Raw genomic sequence first — 19,415 nt, 5'->3', positions numbered from 1 at the left:
ATTTTTATTCTTACTTCTGATGGTAAATGTCCTTCTAATGCTCTCTCCCAAAATGATTAATATCAATGTAATTCTCTAAGCAAATAACCTCACTAATTGAATTTTATCAAAACGTTAATCATTTTCTGGTTTTGTATCTAGAAGATTTTTTAATAATTTTTGAAGCACGTCCACAATAGCGGTGATGATACTTGTTGCTAAAATACTCATTATACTTAATGATATAGGACCTGCTGGGTCATCTCCTGAGATTTTAGAAATTACCTTTAAGGTTATTATCCCTAATACGAAGAAGATGATGATTGTTAACCCACATTTCTTTATGACCTTCAAAGATTTAAGTGATAACTCGGAGAAAGCATTGTTCCCTTCAATATAGATTAATAGTTTAAAAGCTTGATACAATGCAACAGAAAACGCAATACAGCATCCATACGCATATCCTAATAAGGGGTATAGCGAGTAGTCCCCTGGATGTGCTTTTGGTTCTCTAATGGCTAGGCTAGGTAACCAAAAGATACACAAAGCAAGCATCGCAATACCAAGCAGAAAAATAATTACCTTTAAGAAAGTGGTTGAACCTTGTTTAACATTCATTTAAAGCACCTCACTGATTTAATGATAAAATGATTTTAACACATAATTTATCGTTTATCAATTAATTTATATCTCTTTTCATTATATTATTATTGTTATTATTATATATTTTAATTTATAGAAAACGTGAACTCTCATTAAAAATATACTATGAGATTGATTTTTGCACCCCAGAAGTAAACCCGTTAACATTTTATCCTGCCCAATTTTTTATTCGTAATAAATTCAAATTGTTCATAATATATTTGAATTGCGCATTAAAAAATACCGCACATTTTATTGAATAGTACGGTATTTTTAATAAATTAATATTTAAGTTTATTTTCGCAATAGTTTAAGATTATTCTCCATTAAGAACCCTCTTTAAAGCTGCATCGATAGTATCAGTATCATCCGGATATTTTATGTGCAATGCTGATGATTCTGCAATAGCAGCAGAGTGCGAGGATTGCACTGACTGCTTAATATGAGGATCATCAATAGAATCAATATAATCCTGCTGATGCTGTTTAGCTTCTTTTATTATATTATAATACTCTTCTTCGGTTAAGCTTTGCTTTACATCTTGCTGCATATTTTCCTTTATTGAATATTGAAGGCTGTCTAAACTGAACTTATTGCTGAAGTCCTTTCCGTTTATAGTCAAAATAATCTCAAATTCACCAGTAGCTGAGTCGGCTGTAGGTACTTCTGCTAGATAATGAATTCTTTTTGTTTCCAAAGGGTTTATTAAGGCGTATTCTTCTAAAGCAGTTCCATCAGTGCTTTCTACAAGGGAAAAACAAGGATACTCAATATTTTTGATTCTTATTTTTGTAGTTATCATATCACCGGCCATTTCAGTTTTATTCATCAAGCTATATACTTCAAAGGTTACATCTATATAGATATTCTCATCAGTTTCTACAACATAGCAGGTAGAGTTTTTGTTGCTAACTGGAGGTTTAATTTTGCGGCCAGCATTAATTTTAGCTAAAGAATATTCACAGATTCCAGGAATTTTATTAGGACCTCCTGCAACAATAAACAAATCCGGAATGTTAGTATCCTGATTTGCAGCATTCTCTTCTTCATTAGGCAAACTATCCTTATTTCTATTGCCTTCTTCTTTTTTTATAAAACTTTGAGTTTCATTATTAGATTTAGAAATGTTATCTTTTTGTCCACATGAGATAAGGGAAAAAGATAATAATGTTAATAATAATAATTTTAAAGTTAGCTTTTTATTCATTTCAAATCTCCTCACAATATCGTACAGTTATGAGTTAATTATAACATATTTTGTAAATACCACACTATTCAATTTTCAAAGAACAAATTTTATTAATTAGTTCGCAACATCTACATTTTTATTTAGTTCTCAATAATTTCAAATTATTCTTTAGAATTTTTATTTCATTAACACATTTTCTTTTCTATCTTATTTGTATTTCTGCACTTATTTTACAACTCTTTAACACTAGTTATTGAGTTTATTTTTATTAATTCTATGCATACTAATAACAAAGGAGTTGATTAAAATTAAAAAGTTTATATTTACATTATTATTAGCAATTTCTCTTATTACTACAAAAGCCCATGCAGAAACTAAAACTAAAGTATTAAAAGAAGGCATTCATAGATCTGAAATTTCACAAAAAGTTAATGCTAGATTTAGAAATATAGGTCCAGATAACATGACAGTAATAGTATTATCACCTCTTAAATACTTAAAGTTATATACTGACTTGAATCTTAATGATATAACAGCTACTAAACTTCTAACTAATGAAGATGTTGTACTTGTTATAGGTCCAGGAGAAATTGTTATGGAATATGATCTTGCAGAATAGGGTTGTTAAAACCCTATTTCTTCTTATAGACAAAAATATTTTAAAAGACTTACTTTAACGAATAATATTTTCAAATTGTTCACATTAAATTCTATTTAATCACTTCGATAAATTGAAGTTTATCTGTTAGTTTATAATAACTAATTTAAGTAATTTTAAAGCATATTAATCCCTATTTCATCAAAACTTTCTCCTAGAATATTTTCTATTGATTTATATATATCATTGGTAATTTTCATATCATCAAATAAATTAATTATAAAATTATCGCCACCTTTCTCAAATATATATTTTAGTAGGTATTTAGAATATTGGTAGTAGTTAAAAGCGTTAGCTTTGTTGAAATTAGAGTCATCTGTAATATCTCCAACCACAGGAACTATATTAAATTCTTTTGTTTCAGGTCCATAATATATTTCGGCTAGATAGGTAGCTAAACCTTCATTAAACCAATTAGGAAGTTCAGGTATATTTTCGAATTTATCTTTCAGCTCTAGGTCCAAAGCGTAGTGTACATACTCATGGAAAATTACACCTTCATATTCCTTAAGTGAATTATATTTTGACAATGACTGGAGAACTATGTTTCCTGTAAGTGGATCATAATAAGCGGCAGCATTATTATCAATAAAGTTATTTATTTTATTAATTTGATTTACTATAACAAAGTTTGCTTCCTTATCTTGAAATTTCTTTAGATATTTTGTTAACTTGTTAGTTTTAGCAGAAGATACTACAGCTTTGATAACCTCTATACTTTCTGAATAATCTCCTATCCCATAATAAATGTTTAAGTTATTATCAGTAATGATATTGTAGTCCTTTGTAATATTATTACTATTTTGAATAAAGGTATCTTTAACAATTTCTACTGATTCAGCAGAGTTTTTAGATTGAATTAATGCTAGTTTTTTTTCTAATAAAGCTTCACTATCCTTACAACTATTAAAGAGTGTTTTATTAAAAGCATTAACATAAAAAAGTGGAAGGATAAATATTATGATTGAAAGAATAATAGCACCTAATGATCTTCCACCCAAATATTTGAAATTAAATTTTCGACTAATAAGTTGATAAACACCTAAAGAAGCTATTGCAACAGAGATTAAGAATAACACAACATTCATCCATTCATAGTAGTTCATAAAAAATATAGTTTTAATTCCTAAAATACATAAGCAAAACATAATTATATAAAAACTTACAATAAGAATAAATTTAATTATTTTTTCTTTCATCATATTACCTCTTCTTTTTGTCGTATATCACAACAGTTATAATTGAAACAATAATAATCATAGCATTTGCGACAACAGTTCCTACCCAAGTCATAGTCATGGTGCCAAAGAGGGGGGATGCTGCATTGAACATGGTATGAAATAATACGCACATAAACACACAGCCTTTTCCTGATATTTTGTAGATTGCTCCGTTAAAAAACCGAAACGCCATGAGTTGAACTGCAAACATCCAAAAGTTAATGAGTCCATCTCCATGATTAGTCCCCGGAATAAAAAAGAGAGGGATATGCCAAAAAAACCAAACGATTCCTGTGAAAATAGAAGATAAAATAAAGCCATATTCTTTGTCAAGACCAGGCTGCAATATGTACATCCAGCCAGATTCCTCCAAGCCACCGATAATAAGGCCACCAGGTAGGGAAAGGAAGAACGTATAAAATGGAAGCACCATTTCCGTGCGACCTGAAACTGCAATATGTATCAAAAAATACAGTGCAAGTCCTGCAACGACGAACAAATAAGGAAATATGTTATTTGGAGCGTAGAAAACAGTTTTCAACCATTCCTTAAAATCTGCTATTTTGTTATTCTTCTTCAGAATGATATATGAAGCAATAGCGGGTGACAAAATATAGATTGCAAAAGGAATATTCATCCCGAATTGTTGTAACGAGTGAACCCAATTGTAAACCGAATATCCGAATTGCCCAAGAGCAATCAAAGCACCTGACACAAAATAGGCTATGCAAAATGTCAGCATTGTAAATTGTACTATGATTTTTTTATCTGTCATGATTTCTTCACCTCACATTTTGAAGTACTCATTAAATTTTAATGGATGGACGCTTTGACTTTTATCACCTAATGTTTGATTTCTGCTAATTCAAAGTTGTGCTCGCAAAAATAATCCCCATTACAAATTCCTATTTATATAATTACTTGATAAAAACTAATGCATATTAATATAAAGTTATGTCACTAAATATTAAAATTGTTCAGTAAAACTAATTTATATAGAGGTATTACTATCTTATTATTTTTCTCATATATAACATACCTTCATTTTTAGGCCCATATATATCTGGTATAATACCAACTGGAACAAACCCATTCTTACCATAGAATGCTATTACATCGTAATCACCAGCATATGTATGCATATACATGCAATAGACATTTTGATTTTTTGCATAGTTTTCGGCATATTTTAATAACTGTGACCCATATCCTTTATTTCTAATACCTTTGTTTATTCCCATTTCTATAACTTCACAACTATTATAACCATCATTAATTCCTTCTGGTGGTACATCCACTAATATAGTAATAATACCTAGTATCTCATTATTTTCATTAAATGCTCCGAAAAACTCGGCTCCATTATAATAAAGTCTATCAAGTTTCTTTTTTAGCCAATTAATATGCTCTTCATTTTTTATATTAAAAAGATCATATTCAACTTCACCAATAAGTTCAAAGAAAATATCTATTTCATTTTGCAAAACTTTTCTTATTTCCATAAAATTTTCTCTCCATTTCTTTTATAATTTATTTGTTCATAATACTAATAATGAACAATACAATTTCACATTAATTGTTTAATCTTATATTAGCATGATTTAGAAATTTGTTCCATAAAACTCTTATATACTATAATAGTGCATTCTTACTTGAATAATTTATTGAGTTAAAATATCTAACGGTATTAAAGGTTGAAATTCTATTTAAAAACATTAATAGGATTATAATAACTAGAAAACTAGTAAAAAAATAACAAAGAATATATAATGGTAATAAAAGGGGTGATACTTTGAGAGAAAATATATTGATTATTGAAGATGATGAAGATATAAGCCAGATATTAATGTTTTCATTAACTAAAGAAGGGTACTCAGTTAAGATAAATGATAACGGATTAAGAGTAGAAGATGATATACAAACTTTTAAGCCAGATTTAATATTGCTAGATATTATGTTAGGTGATATAGATGGATTTTCTATTTGCAAAGAAATTTCAAATTATAAGATACCTATAATTATGCTTACAGCAAGAATTGATATTACAGATAAGATTCTTGGTCTTGAATTAGGTGCAGATGATTATATTACAAAACCTTTTGATATTAGGGAAGTAATAACAAGAATTAGAGTAGCTTTAAGAAGAAAAAAAGAAATTGCAAATCAAGATAATACTAAAGAAAATATCTCTAGCGGCAAAATTAATATTTCTGAACACAGTAGAATTGTAGAATGTAATGGTGAAGAAATAAAACTTAAACCAAAGGAATTTGATCTTTTATTATTTTTAATAAAAAACAAAAATAGAGTTTATTCAAGAAATGATTTATTAAACTTAGTTTGGGGATATGATTTTATTGGAGATACAAGGACTATAGATGTACATATAACAAGATTACGTCAAAAGTTAAAAAAGGAAGTCAACATAGAAACAGTTTTTGGAGTGGGTTATATATTAAAGGAAAGTAATGCTAACGATAAGGCGTAAATATGGAATAGTATTATCCTTAATTTTCATTGTATTCATAATTATATCCAATATAATATTAAATAAATTTTTTTATAAAAATTTTAAAGAGTATATTACAAATGATATGGAGAAAAACTATCAGGTTTCACTTAGCAGTTTAAATGATTATTTAGCCATTAATAATATTAATAAAAATGAAATCACGATAAGTGATTTAAATAATAAAGTAATTAACTTTATTTTAAACAGAGCTTATTGTCAAGGAGCTTTATACGACTTAAATGGTAACTTATTATTAAAAGGAGAAATTAATGAAAAAGAATTAGATCTAAATATATATTGGGTATCAGAAGAAACTTTAAGTATAGTTAAAGATAATAAGGCTGTTATAGATATTGAAAGAAGATCTAATAGTATTATTGGAAAAGTAAGTTACTTAATATATGGTAAGAATAAAGAAGCTATAGGGGTTATAATGTTAGCCAATGATTATGAAAAGGAGTATATAAGAAATCAAAATATCAATAAGTTAGTTAATTATATTTTTACTGGACTTTTCTTAATTATATTAATTTCTATATATTTTTTATCATCAAAGATAGTTAATCCATTAATACTTCTTAAGAATAAAGTTTCAGAAGTAGGAAAAGGTAGTTATCCTTCAAAAATTAATATTACTTCAAATGATGAAGTAGGAGTTTTGGTAGACTCTTTTAATTTAATGAGTGAAAAGTTAAAAAGGAAAGATGAACAAGAAAAAAATATCTTTAGAAATATAACTCATGAATTAAAATCACCAATTACTAGTATTTCAGGATATGCACAAATATTAAGTGAGGATAACTTTCAGGATGAGGAATTTAAAGCTATAGCTATAAAAAGAATTATTTTTGAGTGTAAAAGAATGAATGAGTTAGTAGGTACACTTTTAGATATTTCAAAGCAAATAAGTGATTTAGAAGATTATTCCTATGAAAATGTTAATTTGAAATTTATTTTAAATGATATAGTCCAAGCTAATTTAATAAGTATAAAAGAAAAATCATTAGAAATAATTAATGAAACTAATGATATTAGTATAAAGGGAAATAAACAATATTTATATATATTAGTGAATAACTTAGTAGAAAACGCAGTAAAGTATTCAAATAATAATAGTAAAATAGTGATTGAATTAAAAGATATTAATGAACATACAATGTTTTCAATTTCATCAGAAGGAAAGGTTATTCCAATTGAGAAGAAGGAAAGTATATTTGAACCCTTTGTTAAGGTTGATAGTACTAGTAAAAATAAGAGAAATTCTCACGGCTTAGGTTTGTATATTTGCAAAAATATTGTAGAAGCACATAATGCAACAATAGAAGTAGAGGTAGATGGAAATAAATCTAAATTCATTGTCAAATTTAAAAATTTTAATACTTTGGAAACATATTAATATTATTCCAATAACAACTAGTTATTATACTAAGGATATAAAGTGATTGGAGGAGCTAATATGAAAAGAAAATATTTAGTATTATTAATTGTTATAATGACAACAATTATACCGGTAGGATGTTCAAAGGGAAGTAGTAAAGATGTAATATTGGGAACAGAAAAAATTATTATTGATGACAACACAAAAGACAAAAAAAACGGGGATTTTCAAATTAAAATGGTTGCAGAAACAGAACCTATAGATCCTGGAACTGTTTATAGGATGCTTTATGTAAAGGAAAACATTATTCAACTTATTTACCAAAATGATGATGTTATTAGAGAAGTAGGCGTTGGTAAATTAGATAGCAATAATAAAGTAAATTGGACATATAAAAATGTTGACTGGGGAATATATACAAACATCTCTTATAATGGATCCTCCCCAACTAAGATAAAAAATGATAACAAAGTATATACTGTTAATAAGGATGGTGAATTAGAAGAATTAGCTGTATATACTAAATTAATTAAAGAGCAAGGTAACTTACTTTATGATGGTCATGATTCCTATAGAAATTGTACTATAGATGCAGCAACATTTGGAAGTGAGGAAGATCCAAAATTAGCTGTAATAGATATCCCAAATGAAAAATATTATATTATCCCTAATGAATTAAGACATAATGATAAAGATGGAGTGTTAAGACAAATATTAGGAATAGAGGGAGATAGAATTTATGTTAACTATCAGTATTTAGAAGGGTATTATTCAGATGATTTTGATCCGTCTAAAGAGCATAATACAAAAAATACTATAGGATATATTGAAAATAATAAATTCACTAAGATATTATCAGAAGATGATGGTATTAAAATTGATATTAGGGGAGAAATGCTTTATGAAAATGGTAGAATACTATTTTCAGGTTTAGAAGAAGGTAAAAATGGAATCTGGAATTATGATATAGATAACAAGAAACTTACAAAAATTGTAGATGTAGATAGTGGTACATTCTTTGAATTTCATATCAATGAAAATAAAGATAAAGTTGTTATAAGTAGTTTGAAACCTGCTTTAGAAAAGGGTGAAAAACAAAATAATACCTTAAGTATTGCAAATATCAATGATAAGTTAGAAATTACAAATATAACTAACATAGTTACTAATACAGAGGAAAGACATCATAAAGCATTTGCAGGTTGGGCAGATGGTGGAAAAACATTTTATGTAAAATCAATTGTAGAGGATGAAAATTATAACGCAACAACTAAGCTAGAGGTTTATAATATAATAGAATAAAAGTAATTAGATAGAAATATTTACAAAACTATAATAATGTATTTTTACCTCAAAAATTTCACAGTTGAATAGCCAAACGAATTCCTAATGTATTTTAATTTTTAAATATGAAAAGTCAGGTTTATAAAGCCTGACTTTTATAATTTCTCCATCAAGGGAACAATATCTAATTTATCTTTTAATAGTTTATAGATAAAAGCTCGTCCTCTTTCAGTCCAGTATGTTACTATTATAGATCTTCCACTAGGAGTATTGAGTGTTTTAGAGAGTGTGTATCCTTCAGGTGCATAATCTTGATATAAAACCCATTTATCAGAAATTTTATATTGTACTTTTAATGAATTAAGAATTTTATTCATTTGCATACCAGACATTCCATAGTCTTTTGCAATTACTGTTATAGGAATTATCAAATCATTATTTAAAACTGTATCATGATAATTAACTTTTTCTTTAGATTCTTCAAGTTCAAATATTAGTTGTTCTCTTTCTTCCTTTAAATCTGTAAGTAATTTTTCAATGGTAGTTGAATCTTTTAATCCTTCCTCTACTACTTTAGGGGTAGCATATATTCCCTTAGCTCTTATAGATGGAAGTATTTCTTCGAAAACCCAACTTTCAAATTTTTCAGCATAAGGAAGTTTAGAGTGCACAATAAGTCTAAATAAATCACTTTCAGGCATAAATATAACTTCTTGATTTCCACCTGAAGTTGAAACCTTGTGCTTGAAAGCATATTTAGTATGTCTTTTTATAGCTGCATGTGGATTTGAATATCCGAGAATTAAAGCACATTGGTTAGATTGAAAATATTCTCTACCGTTAATTCCTAAGATGTTTATTTTTCCAAAGGTGTCATTTTTAAAAATTTCTAGTTTCTCCATAACATAAACCTCACTTTATAAATTAATTTTTTTATTTTCAAAGGACCTCACTAAATGTTAGTCCCTTTATAAACCATTGATTTCGCTAGATTTATTAGGTATTTTATTAAATAGAAAATTTCTATTCATTATTTAAATATGCAGAAAGCTATATTTTTTAAAATTTTTAACAAAATTTTTTATTAGTAATGAAATAATTTTTTACTCTATATGAAATTGTATTTTTAAAATATGTAGATAAATTATTTACAGCATATAAGTTATTAAAGTTACCCCTATAGAGTAAAAAAGAGAATAAAGTGCGCGTGCAAGATTTTCCTCAGGCAAGCTTCGGAAATGCACATGCGCGAAAAAAAGTCGACAGCTCGGCAAATTCGCTTTGGCGACTTTTTTATATAAACATTTTTCTCATGACTTGAAGATAAGAATTAAGTTCTAAAAAGTTCTGTTATATGCATTTATAAAATAAGAAGTAGAAAAGTTGTAAAAGAAATATATACAGATTAGTATTTAGAGATAATGAGAGATAGCTATAGGGAAGTAAGGGGTATTGCAATTATAGATTTATTAAACTCCATATGATAAAATATAACTAAATGTAATTAGGGCTAAATTAACCAAGAGTGAAGAAAATATAAGAAGTATATAAGTGAGAAATAGTGATGAAGTTTAGTGTTAAAGATAAAAAGGTACAGTATATTATATTTGCATTAGTATTAATTTTTTTAATAGTGGTAGCAGTAGTATTTTTTCAAAAGAATGATACAAAAAATATAAAAAATGTTAAGAAAGATAATGAGCAAGAGGAAGTAGTAACAAATGAAAGCAATGTTGTTGAGTTTATAAGCTCTATAGCGGGCTTACAGGCTAATAATATCGAAGTTATAAACAATCCTGTTGTGGGTGTTAAAGGAGAAATATTTGCACCTAAAGAAGCTATCATTAATAGTTTAGATTATTACTTAAAGCATACTAAAAATGATAAGATGAGCGATGTTAAGGTTGATATAGGAGATGGCTATATAGTAGTCAACGTAAATTATAATGTAATTAATATGATGAAAACACCTATTGAAGTTAAAGTTATACCTAGTTTAGATGAAAATGAAAATTTAGTTTTAAATATTAAGGAAGTAAAATTGTTAGATTTAAAAATTACAAATTGGATTGTAAATTTAGCATTAGATAATTTTATTAAGGATTGGTTTCCAGAAGAGAGTAATTTAAAGGTAGACTTTAATAATGGAAATATTTTAGTTTATAAAGAAAACTTTAAAGGTGTAACTTTGAAGGAAATAGATATAAAGGAAACTGGATTAAAGGTAAATGCTATAATTGATTTAAATTTACTTTTAAATTAAAACGGTACTTCCAGTTTTATTAATATATTTAGCAACTCTAATTAATTATATTTTATATAAAAAAAGCGAGAGAGCTTTAAGAAAGTGTTGTGAAGCTCCTCGTAAGGATTACTGGGCTGTATGAACAATTATTTAATAAGTCCATTAGAGGGTAAAAAGCATTATGCTACGGAAAGTAGCATACATGTAAAGTCATTTTTCTTGTGTTTTACAGGTACAAAAAGGTAAGATTTGATTATTAGATAAACGAATGGAGGAATATAAATGACTTTTGGTGAAAAATTAAAGATGTTAAGAAAAAACGCTAATTTATCACAGGAACAACTTGCAGAAAAGCTATGTGTATCTAGACAAGCAATAACTAAATGGGAATCTGATAATGGAATACCAGATGTTACAAACTTGCAAAGTATTGCTAAATTATTTGATACTTCAATAGATTCTTTATTAAAAGATGGCGATGATAAACCAGTCTTTGTAATCAAAGAATCCATAGATATTTCGCTTTATCATAAGACAGGAAATTGCAGGTCTATATATGATGCTGTGGTTAAAGATAAATATTCTAAAGCTAAGATTATTTATCCATTAATCAGGCAAAAAAAACTAAGTAAAGTAGAGAATATAATTGATTTTTTGGTACAACCAGGAGTGTTACAACTTGCGGATAGTTTTAATGATAGAAGCGCATATTATCTTGTTGAAACAGATATTAAGCAGTTATTGGTTAAAGTTAGCAAGACTAATATTGAGGGAAAAGAAATAAGTCGTCCTTTTAATGGTAAAAAATATATTATAGATGGAAATCGTTTTGTGAAAACAAATTATACTTTGTAGGCTACTTTACTTATGTTCATTTATCAACATTGGTTTAAAACAGAGTCTAATTTTTAAATATTAAAAGTCAGGTTTATGAAACCTGACTTTTATAATTTCCCAATCAAAGGAACAATATCTAATATGTTCTTTTGCTTATTTTTATATTTTTTTAACTATGTTTTGAAAATATATCTTTTTAGCTATTTTAAAATTTGGCTATGGTTAATAAGCGCATTTAGAATGTTACAATTTTTAAGGAATCAAAAAATGTAATAGCTTAAATAAATTTAGAAAAAAAGATAATAACTGACAGAAAGCATAAATTCAAAACGAATAATAGATAGAAAGACAAATAGAAATGAGGTGTAAATTTGAGAGATATAAATGAAAAAGAACTTATTTATATGATTAAAAATAAAGATATTCAATCTTTCGCTAAGCTCGTCAATGACTTTGGAAAGTTAGTTTATTATGTAGCAGGAAATATATTAAAGGAGGACTATGAAAAGGACTTTATAGATGAATGTTATAATGATGTTTTTACAACTATTTGGTTTAATATTGATTGTTTTGATGAAGAAAAGGGGAACTTTAAAAATTGGTTGATATCTATAACTAAGTATAAAGCCATAGATATTAAGAGAAAGAATTTTAAGAATAATAATTATGTTGAATATACAGATGAAATAACAGCAGTAGAAGATAAAACCTTAGAAAAAATAGAAGATGAAGAAATTATAGATAATATTTTAAATAACCTAGAAGAAAAAGATAAGGTAATATTTATTAAAAGGTATATAGAAGGTTATACAATAAAGGAAATAGCAAAGGAGCTTAGGTATTCAGAAAACTATATTCATACTAGAATATCTAGAACTAGAAAAAAATTAAAAAATATAGAGAAGGATGTGATTTAAATGGATGATAGAGAAGTATTAAAACTATTAAATAAAATTGACTACTCAGAAGAAGAGCTAAGTGAATTAGAAAAGAAATCTATTGAAAGTAAAAATCAATATGCAGAAGATCTTTATAAAATTAAAAATGAAGAGATTGTAAGAAAACTTGCTTTTTCACATTTAAATAAATTAGCAAAAGTTAATCTTAATAAGGATGAAACTATAGAATATAGAGGTATATTTTTTCAAAGCTTTTTAAATAAAAGGATAACAATGTATCCAACAACGTATGGATATTTAAGCCCAGTTTATTTTGGAATATTTATAACAAATAAAAGAGTTTTCGTATATAAGTTATCTGGAAGCTATACTATTATAGAATATGAATATATTAATGATATAGAAAATATAAAGTATATAATAGATGGAAGAGAAGACTTTGATACATTTCGTCTGATTTTTAAAGATAAAGTGAAAATTGATTTAAGACCATTTAATAAAGAAAATAGTGAACTTCTATTAGAAATAATAAAATATTTAAATATAGAAAAGAGTATAGAGATTAGGAAAGAAAAAATCAAAAGCAATTTAATATATTTAGCAACTAATTGGCAGGGGTTAATTCCTGGACCTAAGTATGCTGTCATACTATTAATTATTATTTTAGTATTCGCTGCTCTTCATGCAATTACCTAATTCATCTTTTAATAGAATATTTTAATGATAAAGGAAGGTATAAGACTTCCTTTATATTCTTTATACAAATAAAAAAACTCAGTATTTAAACTGAGTTTTTGTTGTCTTCTAGACTTATTTTTCTATTTAACTTTTTAATTCAATAGTTTCTTCATAAGTTTCTTAATCTTGTTTTTAGGTAATCAGCCTTTACTTAAAATTTTCCTTCTTCTTTAGATGACGTATGTTGATCAGTTTTACCAATCTTTTAAATACTGAATTCAATTTGATTTTTAACAGAGTATTGATTAATTATAATTAAAATTTAAAATACCTAGGTTTAAATAAATGGGAATTAATTGCATATTAATTCCTATTTTTTCTTATTTAAAGCATTAAAATATGATAAAATATAAATAAATGTAACAAAATGTAATTAAGGAGACTCAACTCCTTTTGTCCTTGAGTAATCTAGAAGATAAAAATTTAGAAGAATTAGCTGATGTAATGGAAGTCTTATATGGACTAGCTAATAATATGGGATATAGTGAAGAGGATTTAAATAAAAAGAGATTAGAAAAGTTAGAAGAACGTGGTGGGTTTAAAGAGGGGATAGTTTTAAAAAGCGTTAAGTAAATATAAAAGACTTACAATAGATATTTAATTATATATAAAGTAGAAAATTTTATAGTGAATTTTAAAGTAAGTAGAAATGAATATATAGATATTTATATTGTGGTATGGTGTATATTAATTGGGTAATTTAGGAGGTGCTTATATGTCAAAAGATGATGATTATGTTTATAGTTATATTGAAAGGAAAATGATCAGCACAAACAAAAAACATAGTTTTGACAGTAAAAAATATAAGAAGTATAAAAGTAATAAAATAAGTAGATTAAGTGCATTATTGGTAGGAATAATGCTAGGAATTGCTACTGTAAGTTTTATTATTATAAAGGACATATCAAATGAAGGTAGTACTTCAGAATCAGCTTCATTTTTAAAATCTTCATTGTCTATAGGAAAAGAAAGAAAAATTAAACGTATGGATGATTTCCTTAATATAGCAAATAACATATCAAAGGAAACTAATTCTATTTTAACAAATATGGTTAGTGTATATACAAATAAAGATTTTTCAGAGTCAACAAAAAAGAAGTTAGAAAATGAATTAGCTAAATTAAGTAATTATGATTTGAATGAATTCAAGGAAGAAGAATATAGTATGTTTAAAGGAAAACTTGAAGAGCAAATTAACATAACAAAAAATAGTATCGAATATTATTCTATACTTAAGGGACAAACAAGTGATGCTTCTATATATTTAAATAAGCTTTTAGATGATAAAAGAAAGTTAGATGCTTCCTATACTGAAGATATTATTAATACAATAACTAAGGTTGGTTTAGATTATAAAATTCTAGATGATGGAAGAATAAAATTTTATTAAGAATAATAGTAACTATTTTCATATCTTATAAAGAAATATAAATTAAAGGAGAAGTAAATGAATATTGATACATTAAAAGATAAAGTTTTAAATTACATGAGAAATTTAGAGGGAACTGTTGAAAACATAACACCTAGGTATATAGGATATAAAGTAAATTCAAAGATGTATGCAGAGGTGGCGGAAAGAAAAGACTATATAAGTATCCTAGTAAATAAAAAGTATTTAACAGATGAAGATATAAATAAATTAGATATCAAAATAATGCCGGAAAATTTTCAGTGGAGCTTAAATGCAGAATTGAAAATATATGATTTAAATAATATAGATGAGTATTTGAAAATAATAAATAAATGTTACGAAGAAACAAAAAGTGAATATACAGAAAAGATAACAAAAATAGTACAGGCTGCTATTGAAAATAATGTTGAGTATATTCAAAAATACATGGGAATGGAAGAGTTTGCTTTTCAAAAGCTAGTTAACAAATGGGAAGAATTCATTAATTTCAATATAAGCAATAATAGTCTTGATGAATTAAAATCTGATATTGAAGCTTTAGATAAGTTTAGTTCTGGAGACTTTTTAAGCAACTATAAAAATAATGAAGAAAAGTATAACTTTTTAAAGTTATTATTTGAGGTTGTAGCTTACATAGATAAAAATGCTTATAACAAGAATATTTATAATGATTATGAAGATAAGCGTACATTAGCATTAACATTTGTAAGACAAAATGAGTGGGTTAGAAGCCTTATAAGCTATAAAAAATATAAGGACTTAGGCAAGGTTCCAGAGATAGTTAGAAATGTAATAATGTATATTATTAGTCCAATAGATAAATTATCTGCTTTTAAAAATTATAAGCTAATGCAGTTTGTAAGAGTGTTAAAACCAAATGCTCCACTAGAAAAGCATTATGATAAATTATGTGAAATAATTTATGGAGAATTAAATAAACATAATATCAAGGTTAAGAATGAAGAAAATAGAGGAGTTGTCTACGCTAGAATTATGTTTTCAAAGGAAGTAGCAAAACTATGGAATGTAGAAAATAATTTCTTTAAAATTCAAGCTTTTAAGGGGATAGAACTTTCAAGAGAAGAAGTTGAAGAAAACTTGAAAAACAATATAGTTGCATTAAACTATAAAAACATTAAAGTAGACGAAAATACAAAAAATATCTTTTATGTTTCAGATGAAAATAAAATACTTTTTTTAGGTGTGTTTACTAATGATGTAACAGAAAAAGATGGTTTATATTATCGTAAGTTTATAAAACTTATAGAAAGTGATAAAACAACAGATAGTATTAATAGCAATAAGGCTTGGGGAAATAAATTTAGCTCAAAGCAAGTAATAACAGTTAAAGAAGAGGAAAAAGAAGAATTTGAAAGTGAAGTTATTAATGAAATTTTCGAAGTAGATTTAGATATTCTTTTACAAAAAATAAAAACACTTAACCTAGCTACAAGTATTAATCCTATATCTAGGACAGGAGAAGTTGAACCTGAAGAAGTTATAGAGGACAAGCTATTTGAAAAAGAAATTGAAACACCTTTAAATATGATTTTATATGGGCCACCGGGAACAGGAAAAACTTATAATACTGTTAATTATGCCGTAAGTATTGTAGAAAAGAAGGAAGTAGAAGAAATTTTAAATGAATCACTTGAAAATAGAGAAGATGTATTCAACCGATATAAAAAATATCTAGCAGAAAAAAGAATAGTATTTACTACCTTCCATCAAAATTATAGCTATGAAGACTTTATACAAGGTATAAGAGCAAATACAAATAATACAGATCAGCTATCCTTTGTAAAGCAAGATGGAATATTTAAGGATTTAGTTGAAAGAGCTAAAAATGATTTAAATAATCTTTATGTTATGGTAATTGATGAAATAAACAGAGGTAATATTTCACGTATATTTGGAGAGTTAATTACATTAATAGAAGATGATAAGAGATTAGGGGAACCTAATGAAACTTCAGTAACCTTACCATCTAAAGAAGTGTTTATCGTGCCACCTAACTTATATATTCTAGGAACTATGAACACAGCGGATAAATCAATAGCTAATATAGATATTGCATTAAGAAGAAGATTTGACTTTATTCCTATGTATACTGATTATTCTATTATTCCAGAATTTGAGCATATACTAAGACCTATAAATAAAGCAATATATGAAAAGAAAAGATCTGCTGATTACTTAATTGGTCATGCTTTTTTTGTAAATAAAATAAAGGATGACTTAGGTAGGATTATAAACAATAAGGTTATACCATTATTAAATGAGTATTTTTATATGAATAGTGGAGAAGTAGTTGAAATACTTAATAGAGGTGGAATAAGAGTAAAAGAAAACTTAGATACCTTTCAGCTTGAATATGATGGGATTGAGGAATAGCAATGAAATTAAGAGAGTTTGGTAAATTCCAAAAACTTAATTTAAACTCAACAAAGGAATTTAGAAAGTTTTTAAATGAGAGTTGGAGAAAGAGATATAAGTTTTATGATGATAGGGAGTTATATAGTGATGAAATAAGTAACTCTGAACAAAGATTTTTAACTTTTGATGGTGATTACGTTAAAGCAAGAAACTATGTAGGCTATATAACTTATGAAGGTGAAAGTATAACAATATACCCTAAGATATTTAATAAAGATGTTAAAGAAGAGGATATAGATAATTACTTAATGCTAAATTTAATATATTGGCTTAAAAGATGTACTAAAATAAAGTTTCCTATAGTTGATACAAATATTGAATTTAACAAAGAAGATAGTATCCTTGAAATATTAATTTATATTTTTAGTAAGATTACTTTAGATGTAGTTTATAATAATCCATATAATTGTTATGAAGAAGTTGAGGAAGAATTACCATATTTAAAAGGAAGATTAAATATTCCAGAGTATCTTAAGAATAATATTTCAACAGGACGTTGGAATTCTTTTAGCACAATTTATGAGCCATTTGTTTATAACAATGAAGTAAATAAAATAATTAAGTTTGTATCTAAAAAACTTATAAATGTAACGAGAAATCAAGAAAGTAGCGAAAATTTAAAGAAAATAATATTTATTCTAGATGAAGTTGATGATGTAGCATTAGGAGAAAATGCTTGTGATGGAATAAGCATAACTAGATTTAACAAAGAATATGAAACTGTTATTGCTTTCTGTGAGATGTTTTTAAGAAATTCATCAATAACTTCAACCAAAGATAATGAAAAACTAAACTTTTGTTTCTTAGTTCCAATGGAGCTTATATATGAGGATTTTATATATAACTTTATAAAGGAGAATTTCAAGGATAAATTTAAAGAAATAACAAAGCAAAAGAGTAATTTATACTTAGCTGATTTATATTTAGATGGTAAATACTCAGGAAAAGCTTTTAATCTTAAACAAGATATATACTTAAAGGACAATGAAGATAATGTTTATATTTTAGATACAAAATATAAGCTTCTCAATAAAAATAAAGAAGAAAAATACGGTATAAGTCAGGGAGATTTATATCAAATGAGCAGTTATGCCCTAAGAGGTGGATATAATAAATTAGCTTTAGCTTATCCAAAAATCTTTGAGTTTGATAGAGAGATAAAATATGTAGTTAATAGTGGCTTTAGTATAGTATCTATTGAAATTGAAATTTTAAGTTTTAACTTTATGTTAGATTATAATGAGTACTGTAGAAGTAGAGATTTCACATTACTTGGTAAAAATAATGATGAAAAATTAAAGCTGGAAACTATATCATATTTATTAAATACTAAGAAATAGATGCTGAAATATAAATTAGATTAAAGAATATTATATAATTACCATAATAATATAATAGAGTGAGAAAACAATGACTTTGCACATTTTTGTGCAAAGTCATTATATGTTTTAAAGAGAAATTTTTATTTTTGAATTTTTAAAATCGAATAAAAGAGAAAGTATGTATTTAAATAGTTATAATGATTTAATTAACAGTACAAAAAAGAATAAAGCTATTTTACGAACCAATATTAATATAGAAGATTTAAAAAAGAGAATTATGAAATCATCTATAAATCTAAATTTATAAGAAAAACAATATGTAAATGAATTGTTATTAATTTTTGTAGATCATATAGTACAAAGTTATTTCAAAGATTATAGTACTATAAAGTCCTCAGAGATAAGAGATTAGTATGTATTATTGTGTTAGCCATGGATAGTGAAAGGTATTATTTAAGTAGAGTGGCCATTGATAGTAACGATTTATTAAGTGGAATATTAAATTATTTTATCTCGAAAACAAGTTAACTTAATATTTTTGGGGGAATGTTAAGTTGTGATGAATACTGAAAATACGAGGGCTTCAGGTGGAAAGATTAGTTTTAGAAAAGTGCTTATTTTTATAAATAGTCATCAAAGGCTCATCAATTATAATTAAGTGTATT

17 protein-coding genes and 1 pseudogene are annotated in these 19,415 nt (G+C 26.1%); 12 read left to right on the top strand and 6 right to left on the bottom strand.

Going from position 1 to position 19,415, the window contains the following annotated elements:
* Nucleotides 1–114: 114 nt before the first annotated feature.
* Both ACYUEX_RS06610 and ACYUEX_RS06605 read right to left on the bottom strand, forming a co-directional pair.
* Nucleotides 115–597 carry a DUF2975 domain-containing protein gene (locus tag ACYUEX_RS06610; protein WP_460287175.1) on the bottom strand — a complete coding sequence of 161 codons (483 nt, stop codon included), beginning with the start codon at nucleotides 595–597 and terminating at the stop codon, nucleotides 115–117.
* A 340-nt stretch (nucleotides 598–937) separates the two neighbouring features.
* Complete coding sequence (locus tag ACYUEX_RS06605; protein WP_460287174.1) at nucleotides 938–1,828, bottom strand: hypothetical protein; 891 nt, start codon at nucleotides 1,826–1,828, stop codon at nucleotides 938–940.
* A 280-nt stretch (nucleotides 1,829–2,108) separates the two neighbouring features.
* Here ACYUEX_RS06605 and ACYUEX_RS06600 point away from each other — a divergent pair, with 280 nt between their 5' ends.
* Nucleotides 2,109–2,429, top strand: a complete 321-nt coding sequence (locus ACYUEX_RS06600; protein WP_460287173.1) for a hypothetical protein — start codon at nucleotides 2,109–2,111, stop codon at nucleotides 2,427–2,429.
* A gap of 155 nt (nucleotides 2,430–2,584) precedes the next feature.
* Here the strand turns inward: ACYUEX_RS06600 and ACYUEX_RS06595 are convergent, their stop codons facing one another.
* The 3 genes from ACYUEX_RS06595 to ACYUEX_RS06585 all read right to left on the bottom strand — a co-directional run bounded on the left by ACYUEX_RS06595 (nucleotide 2,585) and on the right by ACYUEX_RS06585 (nucleotide 5,190).
* On the bottom strand, nucleotides 2,585–3,667 hold the full coding sequence (locus ACYUEX_RS06595; RefSeq protein WP_460287172.1) for a hypothetical protein: 1,083 nt from the start codon (nucleotides 3,665–3,667) through the stop codon (nucleotides 2,585–2,587).
* A 4-nt stretch (nucleotides 3,668–3,671) separates the two neighbouring features.
* Complete coding sequence (locus ACYUEX_RS06590) at nucleotides 3,672–4,463, bottom strand: CPBP family intramembrane glutamic endopeptidase (RefSeq protein WP_460287171.1); 792 nt, start codon at nucleotides 4,461–4,463, stop codon at nucleotides 3,672–3,674.
* A 232-nt stretch (nucleotides 4,464–4,695) separates the two neighbouring features.
* Nucleotides 4,696–5,190 (bottom strand): GNAT family N-acetyltransferase, encoded by a 495-nt coding sequence (locus ACYUEX_RS06585; protein ID WP_460287170.1) that lies wholly within the window; start codon nucleotides 5,188–5,190, stop codon nucleotides 4,696–4,698.
* 290 nt (nucleotides 5,191–5,480) lie between these two features.
* Between ACYUEX_RS06585 and ACYUEX_RS06580 the strand changes: the two genes are divergently transcribed.
* The 3 genes from ACYUEX_RS06580 to ACYUEX_RS06570 all read left to right on the top strand — a co-directional run bounded on the left by ACYUEX_RS06580 (nucleotide 5,481) and on the right by ACYUEX_RS06570 (nucleotide 8,880).
* Entirely contained in the window at nucleotides 5,481–6,176 is a 696-nt protein-coding gene (locus ACYUEX_RS06580; RefSeq protein WP_460287169.1) for a response regulator transcription factor, read from the top strand.
* A gap of 106 nt (nucleotides 6,177–6,282) precedes the next feature.
* Nucleotides 6,283–7,596: a sensor histidine kinase gene (locus tag ACYUEX_RS06575; RefSeq protein WP_460287167.1), complete on the top strand. Its 1,314-nt coding sequence runs from the start codon at nucleotides 6,283–6,285 to the stop codon at nucleotides 7,594–7,596.
* Between the two features lie 60 nt (nucleotides 7,597–7,656).
* The gene (locus ACYUEX_RS06570) at nucleotides 7,657–8,880 is read left to right on the top strand and encodes a hypothetical protein (protein WP_460287166.1); all 1,224 of its coding nucleotides are present in this window, start codon (nucleotides 7,657–7,659) and stop codon (nucleotides 8,878–8,880) included.
* A gap of 137 nt (nucleotides 8,881–9,017) precedes the next feature.
* On the opposite strand, the gene ACYUEX_RS06565 is transcribed toward ACYUEX_RS06570, so the two are convergent.
* Nucleotides 9,018–9,764: a phage antirepressor gene (locus ACYUEX_RS06565; RefSeq protein WP_460287164.1), complete on the bottom strand. Its 747-nt coding sequence runs from the start codon at nucleotides 9,762–9,764 to the stop codon at nucleotides 9,018–9,020.
* Nucleotides 9,765–10,423: 659 nt separating this feature from the next.
* Here ACYUEX_RS06565 and ACYUEX_RS06560 point away from each other — a divergent pair.
* The 8 genes and pseudogenes from ACYUEX_RS06560 (at nucleotide 10,424) to ACYUEX_RS06525 (ending at nucleotide 18,768) form a co-directional block, all read left to right on the top strand.
* Nucleotides 10,424–11,125 (top strand): hypothetical protein, encoded by a 702-nt coding sequence (locus ACYUEX_RS06560; protein WP_460287163.1) that lies wholly within the window; start codon nucleotides 10,424–10,426, stop codon nucleotides 11,123–11,125.
* A gap of 264 nt (nucleotides 11,126–11,389) precedes the next feature.
* Nucleotides 11,390–11,962, top strand: coding sequence for a helix-turn-helix domain-containing protein (locus tag ACYUEX_RS06555; RefSeq protein WP_460287161.1), 573 nt, complete (start codon nucleotides 11,390–11,392; stop codon nucleotides 11,960–11,962).
* 353 nt (nucleotides 11,963–12,315) lie between these two features.
* Nucleotides 12,316–12,861, top strand: a complete 546-nt coding sequence (locus tag ACYUEX_RS06550; RefSeq protein ID WP_460287159.1) for a sigma-70 family RNA polymerase sigma factor — start codon at nucleotides 12,316–12,318, stop codon at nucleotides 12,859–12,861.
* On the top strand, nucleotides 12,862–13,539 hold the full coding sequence (locus tag ACYUEX_RS06545) for a hypothetical protein (protein WP_460287158.1): 678 nt from the start codon (nucleotides 12,862–12,864) through the stop codon (nucleotides 13,537–13,539).
* A gap of 450 nt (nucleotides 13,540–13,989) precedes the next feature.
* Nucleotides 13,990–14,154: pseudogene (locus ACYUEX_RS06540) on the top strand (phosphoribosyl-ATP pyrophosphohydrolase); the annotation flags it as partial.
* Nucleotides 14,155–14,296: 142 nt separating this feature from the next.
* Nucleotides 14,297–14,971 (top strand): hypothetical protein, encoded by a 675-nt coding sequence (locus tag ACYUEX_RS06535; protein WP_460287157.1) that lies wholly within the window; start codon nucleotides 14,297–14,299, stop codon nucleotides 14,969–14,971.
* Nucleotides 14,972–15,028: 57 nt separating this feature from the next.
* Complete coding sequence (locus tag ACYUEX_RS06530; protein ID WP_460287156.1) at nucleotides 15,029–17,386, top strand: McrB family protein; 2,358 nt, start codon at nucleotides 15,029–15,031, stop codon at nucleotides 17,384–17,386.
* Between the two features lie 2 nt (nucleotides 17,387–17,388).
* The gene (locus ACYUEX_RS06525; protein ID WP_460287154.1) at nucleotides 17,389–18,768 is read left to right on the top strand and encodes an McrC family protein; all 1,380 of its coding nucleotides are present in this window, start codon (nucleotides 17,389–17,391) and stop codon (nucleotides 18,766–18,768) included.
* Nucleotides 18,769–19,415: the final 647 nt, after the last annotated feature.

The sequence above is a fragment of the Clostridium sp. CTA-7 genome, from assembly GCF_054768095.1.
Note: the sequence above shows the minus strand (reverse complement) of the source record. Positions and strands in the feature narration are given on the sequence as shown.

What these genes read in the sequence shown, in the direction of transcription:
- ACYUEX_RS06610 (WP_460287175.1), bottom strand. Translation starts at nt 597, where the DNA reads ATGAATGTTAAACAAGGTTCAACCACTTTCTTAAAGGTAATTATTTTT.
- ACYUEX_RS06605 (WP_460287174.1), bottom strand. Translation starts at nt 1,828, where the DNA reads ATGAATAAAAAGCTAACTTTAAAATTATTATTATTAACATTATTATCT.
- ACYUEX_RS06595 (WP_460287172.1), bottom strand. Translation starts at nt 3,667, where the DNA reads ATGAAAGAAAAAATAATTAAATTTATTCTTATTGTAAGTTTTTATATA.
- ACYUEX_RS06590 (WP_460287171.1), bottom strand. Translation starts at nt 4,463, where the DNA reads ATGACAGATAAAAAAATCATAGTACAATTTACAATGCTGACATTTTGC.
- ACYUEX_RS06585 (WP_460287170.1), bottom strand. Translation starts at nt 5,190, where the DNA reads ATGGAAATAAGAAAAGTTTTGCAAAATGAAATAGATATTTTCTTTGAA.
- ACYUEX_RS06575 (WP_460287167.1), top strand. Translation starts at nt 6,283, where the DNA reads ATGGAGAAAAACTATCAGGTTTCACTTAGCAGTTTAAATGATTATTTA.
- ACYUEX_RS06570 (WP_460287166.1), top strand. Translation starts at nt 7,657, where the DNA reads ATGAAAAGAAAATATTTAGTATTATTAATTGTTATAATGACAACAATT.
- ACYUEX_RS06565 (WP_460287164.1), bottom strand. Translation starts at nt 9,764, where the DNA reads ATGGAGAAACTAGAAATTTTTAAAAATGACACCTTTGGAAAAATAAAC.
- ACYUEX_RS06555 (WP_460287161.1), top strand. Translation starts at nt 11,390, where the DNA reads ATGACTTTTGGTGAAAAATTAAAGATGTTAAGAAAAAACGCTAATTTA.
- ACYUEX_RS06545 (WP_460287158.1), top strand. Translation starts at nt 12,862, where the DNA reads ATGGATGATAGAGAAGTATTAAAACTATTAAATAAAATTGACTACTCA.
- ACYUEX_RS06535 (WP_460287157.1), top strand. Translation starts at nt 14,297, where the DNA reads ATGTCAAAAGATGATGATTATGTTTATAGTTATATTGAAAGGAAAATG.
- ACYUEX_RS06530 (WP_460287156.1), top strand. Translation starts at nt 15,029, where the DNA reads ATGAATATTGATACATTAAAAGATAAAGTTTTAAATTACATGAGAAAT.
- ACYUEX_RS06525 (WP_460287154.1), top strand. Translation starts at nt 17,389, where the DNA reads ATGAAATTAAGAGAGTTTGGTAAATTCCAAAAACTTAATTTAAACTCA.